The following is a 4,465-nucleotide window of genomic DNA, read 5'->3' as shown; positions in this document are numbered from 1 at the left end:
CTCCGTAGGCTCCCGCCCACGACCAGCGTGAGCACCCCGGAAGGCCGTCACACCAGCGCTTTGACTAGCGAATTCAAGTTGGCGAAGGCTCACTCACTCTGCGAGCCTGACTACAAGGAGGACACCGCCTCCCCGTCCCGCCAAGCGATCCGCGTCGGCATCGGCTCCCCCACCACCGAGCCCCGCAGGAACAGCGGTGTCGAGCCGGCCATGCTCAGGTAGCCGTTCACACTCCGCGTGAGGGCGAGGCCGTAGCCGTCGGGGGTGTCCGCCCAACCCGTGCGCGTACGGGCAGCCCCTCCGTCCCTCGTCGCCCAGCCCCATTCGCGCCACACCCCCGTCACCAGGTCGAAATACCGGTCGCGGGTGTCCGGCGCGGTTCCCAACACCCAGTACCGGACGTCGAAGGTCGCCCAGCCGTCATCGGGATGGTTCAGGTCCTCGGACAGGACAACCCCGCGGTGCAGGCCCGCGTGGGGCAGGTCCGGATGCCGCAGCGCCAGCGACAGTTCCGGGGGCAGCGCACGGAGCGTCTCCGTGAAGTGCCGTAGTAGCTGGGTGCGGGCCTCTGCCTGTGTTCTCACCGTTCTCACCCGCATAGGATGCCCGCAATCAAGCGAGAGAGAGGGGGCACCAGTGGGTGAAATACCCGGTGTGCGTGAGGAGTTGGACCGGCTCGGGCGTGCCCTGCGTGCGCAGCTCGTCGAGCTGATCGACGACCTGACCCCCGGCGCCGACCTCGGCCTCCTCTTCCTCGACGAGCCGAACGTCGCCGACTGGCACGAGCCGCTGCGCTACAGCTACTCGGCCGTGTTCCGTGGGGAACGTCCCGAAGGGGTCGGCGCTGCCGACGTCGCCTCCCGGGCGGCCGGCCTGCTCAGCTCGGCCGACTGGGACATCGCGGGGCCTCAGGAGGAGATCGACGGCACGAAACGCACGTACGTCCTCACTGCCCGCCGCCCCGACGGCACCCGCATCGAAGTCCGCACAGGCGACTACAACTCGGCCGTGCTCTACAGCGGGCAGACCCCCGCCCTAGCCCTGCACGAGCCGGAGGAGTTCCAGTGGCCGGAGCCGGTCCGGACGCCCGAGACCCTCACGCCCGGCTACGTGCTCTGCTACGAGTGCGACGGCCTCGGCGCCTGCCACGGCTGCGGTGGACGCGGCTGGGTGCCCAGCGAGAGCCATGGGCGCAGTAACTGCCGCCAGTGCGGCAGGCAACGCGTCTGCCCCATCTGCCGGGGCGGGGGCCAGTTGGCCGTCTCCCAGCTGTCGCCGTACCAGCTGACCTACTACCCCGAACTGAGCCAGTAGCCGCCATTGACCTGTTTCGAAAGTGGATCAAGGTCCTGCGATGATCACCTGTCGTGGCTCGGGGAGATCTGACAGACACTCAGTGGGCGGTGCTGGAACCGTTGTTGTCGAAGGGCGTTAATACTGCAACCGCATGTGGCGTGACGGTCGGTGCCACTGCTCGTGCTCATCGGGGACGAAACCGGCTTCCTGAAGAAGGGCACCAGGTCAGCCGGTGTCCAGCGGCAGTACTCCGGCACCGTCGGCCGCACGGAGAACTCCCAGATCGGCACGTTTTTGGCCTACGCCTCCGCCAAGGGGCGGGCGTTGATCGACCGGGAACTATACGTTCCGAAGTCCTGGACGGACGACCGCGACCGCTGCCGGGCGGCCGGGATCGGTGACGAGGTGCCCGTTCGCTACGAAGATCGAGCACCTGAAGTGGATGCTGCAACGCGCCATCGACGCGGCCGTGTCGTTCGCCTGGGTCACCGCGGACGAGGCGTACGGAGCACCCGGGTGTCGGGGCCGATGAACGGTGCGCGCTGCTGGCCGCCGAGCGAGTCTCGACAACTCTTCCGAGACGCGTGGCCGTCAGGACAGGACCTCGTGATCGCCACCGGATGAGGGTGGGGAGTTCAACGTGGCCAGGTAGTCATCAAGGAGCTCGGCCTGGCGGTGGGGTGGGAACGCCGGGGGGTCGAATAGCGCCTGAACCACCAGACCGAGCACGAAGGACTGGGCGCCGGCCGCGATGCGGGCCGAGTCGCCATCGGGCAGTTCGCCGAGCTGTTGGGCTGCGGCGACCAGGTCGCGCAGCTTTTCGCGGCTCTGCGCGTACTTGCGGGCGTAATCGCCGCTCAACTCGGGGTTGGCGAGCGCGGCATCCCAGGAGGACACCCAGATCCGGTTGCTGTCGGTGGCCTCGTCGGTCAGCGGCAGGATGTCCAGCAGCGCGGCCCTCACGGCGGACAGGCCTTTGTCGGCGGCGCGCCGGGGGCGGGAGGCACTTCGCCGTTCGAGCAGGTCGAGGGCGTAGGCAACCAGGTCGCGTTTGGCGGGGAAGTAGTGGGTGAGCAGGCCGGTGGTGGCATCGAGCTCGGCGGCGACGGCTCGCATGGTCAATCCACCGAAGCCGTGAGCGACCAACACCCGCCAGACCGCCTCGGAGACGTCGCGTCGGCGAGCCTCGTGGTTCCCCTTGGTGCGTGGCATGCTGCTACGGTACATAGCCGTAACGCTTGTTATGTGAATGGGGTTATCGTGTTTTCCCTTTCTTTGCGGGACAACGCCCGCCTCCGCCCGCTGGAGATATGGCATGCCGAGGAGTTCGCCGCCCACCTGGACCGGGCTCGCGAGCACATCCGGCCGTGGGTCGGGCCGGGGTTCGTCACCGTCGACCTCGAGGGGGCGCGGGCCACACTGCGCCGGTACGCCGAGCGTCAGGCCGCGGACGGCGGCCGCCTCTTCGGTATCTGGCTCGACGGAACACTGGTCGGCGGCGTGATGTTCGTGGAGTTCGACGCCGGCTTCGGTTCCTGCGAGATCGGCTGCTGGCTGGAGCCGGCCGTCGAGGGTCATGGCCTGGTCACAGAGGCGTGCCGCGCGCTGCTGGAGTGGGCGTTCGCCTCCCGGGGGCTGCATCGCGCCGAGTGGAACTGCCGAGCCGACAACGAGCGCAGCTCCGCGGTGGCCCGGCGGCTCGGTATGACGCTCGAAGGCGTACGGCGCGAGTACTGGCCCTACGGCGGCACCCGCCACGACAAGCAGATGTGGGCGATCCTCGCCCCCGAATGGCGAAACCATCACCAGTGACCGGAATCTCCGCCACGCACCCACGGCGGTGGCTGTGGGCCAACGCGGTGGGTGCTCACTCACGTGCAGCGGACTACGGAAGCCGTGGTCCAACATCTGACTGCGGCCGGTGAGCAGGGCGGGTCCGACACCGCGCGGGCAGTGTGGGTGTGAACTGGGTGCGGACCTCGTCATGGTGGCAGATCAGCCGTGTCACACCACTTGGTCGAGTGGTTCCCGAACGTGGGCGGAATGGCGGTTCAGACTCTCGTCCGCCTCGACAGGACCGTCGAGCAGGACCGCGTGCCCGGGGCACCCCGACCTGAGCTGAATCGGATTTTGTAGCGACTCTGAAGCCAGGCATGATCGCCTCGGCGGATGGGAGAACACAGGTCCGATGCCTGCACCGGCAGCACACGGCTGGACGGACGATCAGGTGTGGACCGTCGCCCGGGTACGCACACTGATCGGGCGAGAGTTCCACATCTCCTACAGCTTCTCCGGCGTCACCCGGCTGCTGCACCGGATGGGCTACAGCCTACAGATGCCCGCCCGGCCCGCCGCCGAACGCGACGAAGACGCGATTACTGCATGGCGGAAGGCGACCTGGGAGGAGTAAAGACCTCCGGACGGCGACCGGCGCGTTCATCTGTTTCGAGGATGAATAGGGCGTAACCGGTCGGCCGCCCAAGGGCCGCACCTGGGGCCGGCGCGGGATCACCCCGACGGTGCGTGTGCCCGGGTGCAGCCGTGGCCGCCTCTCGGCGGCCGGGCTGCTGTGCATCAGGCCGGGCCTGCCCACCCGCCTGTGCCGACACGCCGGCCACAAGGGCGCGTGCCGCTCGCTGAGCGAGACGGACTACATCCGCCTGCTCGACGGCGCCCACCGAGACTGCGCCAGGTCCAGTACCGGCCCGACCTTATTGACGGATGCCTTGCCGGCACTGGACTCACCCTGACAACACCACGCCTACGAGCTCAGTGACCGCCGACCTCGATCACGTAGTCGCGCCGCGCTGTCGGCTGACCGGAGCTCTGGTACGCCGTGACCGTGAACGGCGCCGCTCCCGTCCTGACCGGTGTCCCCACGATTCCGCCGGTGTCCGCATTGAGCACGAGGCCCGCGGGCAAGGTCCCCGAGGTCACCGCGTAGCGCGTGGTCGCCGTCGTGTTGGTCTTCACGGTCGCCTCGTACAGGGCTCCCTTGGCTGCCGCGGGCAGCGGTCCGGCGTCGAGCTCCGGGGTCGGGGCGACGACGGCCTGGGGGGCGCCGACCGGCTTGCCGTCGGCGTCCAGCTCCTGCAGGGACCAGCGCTTGCCCGGCTCGACCGCGCTCAGGTGCCAGTTCGTCTTCAGGCCGCGGAACCGCGCCTGCTGC

5 protein-coding genes and 2 pseudogenes are annotated in these 4,465 nt (G+C 68.9%); 4 read left to right on the top strand and 3 right to left on the bottom strand.

Going from position 1 to position 4,465, the window contains the following annotated elements:
• Window positions 1-110 precede the first annotated feature (110 nt).
• Window positions 111-584: a hypothetical protein gene (locus J1C73_RS18845; protein WP_207317432.1), complete on the bottom strand. Its 474-nt coding sequence runs from the start codon at window positions 582-584 to the stop codon at window positions 111-113.
• A 52-nt stretch (window positions 585-636) separates the two neighbouring features.
• Here J1C73_RS18845 and J1C73_RS18840 point away from each other — a divergent pair, with 52 nt between their 5' ends.
• Both J1C73_RS18840 and J1C73_RS18835 read left to right on the top strand, forming a co-directional pair.
• Complete coding sequence (locus J1C73_RS18840) at window positions 637-1,314, top strand: DnaJ-like cysteine-rich domain-containing protein (protein WP_207317431.1); 678 nt, start codon at window positions 637-639, stop codon at window positions 1,312-1,314.
• Window positions 1,315-1,467: 153 nt separating this feature from the next.
• Window positions 1,468-1,804, top strand: a pseudogene (locus J1C73_RS18835) (IS701 family transposase); the annotation flags it as partial.
• A gap of 83 nt (window positions 1,805-1,887) precedes the next feature.
• Here the strand turns inward: J1C73_RS18835 and J1C73_RS18830 are convergent.
• Window positions 1,888-2,508, bottom strand: a complete 621-nt coding sequence (locus J1C73_RS18830; protein ID WP_207317430.1) for a TetR/AcrR family transcriptional regulator — start codon at window positions 2,506-2,508, stop codon at window positions 1,888-1,890.
• Window positions 2,509-2,556: 48 nt separating this feature from the next.
• Here J1C73_RS18830 and J1C73_RS18825 point away from each other — a divergent pair, with 48 nt between their 5' ends.
• Both J1C73_RS18825 and J1C73_RS36220 read left to right on the top strand, forming a co-directional pair.
• Window positions 2,557-3,108, top strand: coding sequence for a GNAT family N-acetyltransferase (locus J1C73_RS18825; RefSeq protein WP_207317429.1), 552 nt, complete (start codon window positions 2,557-2,559; stop codon window positions 3,106-3,108).
• Between the two features lie 388 nt (window positions 3,109-3,496).
• A pseudogene (locus J1C73_RS36220) lies at window positions 3,497-3,974 on the top strand (winged helix-turn-helix domain-containing protein); the annotation flags it as partial.
• A 91-nt stretch (window positions 3,975-4,065) separates the two neighbouring features.
• On the opposite strand, the gene J1C73_RS18815 reads toward J1C73_RS36220, so the two are convergent.
• The coding region (locus J1C73_RS18815; protein ID WP_207317428.1) for an Ig domain-containing protein at window positions 4,066-4,465 on the bottom strand (400 nt) is incomplete at its 5' end.

The sequence above is a fragment of the Streptomyces laculatispora genome, from assembly GCF_017353455.1.
Lineage (GTDB): Bacteria > Actinomycetota > Actinomycetes > Streptomycetales > Streptomycetaceae > Streptomyces > Streptomyces laculatispora.
The sequence above is the reverse complement of the archived record's forward strand: the minus strand, read 5'-3'. Positions and strand labels throughout refer to the sequence as shown.

Coding starts and splice junctions, on each gene's coding strand:
- J1C73_RS18830 (WP_207317430.1), bottom strand. CDS start 2,508: ATGCCACGCACCAAGGGGAACCACGAGGCTCGCCGACGCGACGTCTCC.